We start from the raw sequence: 703 nt of genomic DNA, 5'->3' as shown, positions 1-703 counted from the left end.
AGAGACCATCGTCGTGATGTTGATGCGAGTAATAGAACGACAGGCCGTTACGATCCGTATGGCGCACCATCAGGTGATCGCCGCCGTATTTGAAGCGATACGGCATGTCGAGCGCGTCGTGCACGGCGACGAGATCGCCTTCGCGGTTCTGTTCGTAGCGCACGAGCGGGTGCGACTGGCCCTGCGCATCGAGCAGTTCGATCTCGCCTACGCATCCCTGAACGCTGCCGTGTCCGCCATGTACGACGCGGCCTGTCGGCGCATCGCCTGCGTATTCGACCAAACGCAACAAGGGCCGAGAATCGGGTTGCCATTCGATGCGCCACGCGTTGCCGTTCAGATCATTGAACTGGTCGAGCCATAGCGCCAGGGGCCGCTGTGGATGCGCGGCAAGGGCCTGCTCCCGCCAGCGATCGGGCAGCGGGAAGCGGTATTCGATGCCTTCGCGCGTGCGCACTACCAACCGTTCATCGACGCGATAAAGGGCGTGTCCTCCCACGCCTTCGACGATTCGCGCGGACCATCCTTCGTCGATCGGGATCTGATCGAATGCGACCAGCTTGTCGGGAAAGGTGACGATGCCGCCGATTTCATCGTCGTGCTCGAACAAATCGAGGCGGATGTCAGCAGGCGTGCGCCAGCCGTGGCCCGCCGCGCCCGGCAACATGTCATGGCTCGCGTAGTAGCGATGCCACACGAGCGG

At 62.6% G+C, this 703-nt stretch carries 1 protein-coding gene; it reads right to left on the bottom strand.

Translation table 11 applies throughout. From position 1 onward, the window contains the following. Positions 1-703 (bottom strand): DUF6531 domain-containing protein (locus tag NCT32_RS37005; RefSeq protein WP_250491563.1); only part of this gene is annotated, 703 nt, incomplete at both ends.

It is taken from the genome of Caballeronia sp. INML2, assembly GCF_023631365.1.
GTDB classification, from domain to species: domain Bacteria; phylum Pseudomonadota; class Gammaproteobacteria; order Burkholderiales; family Burkholderiaceae; genus Caballeronia; species Caballeronia turbans.
This window is presented reverse-complemented; position numbering and strand designations above follow the sequence as displayed.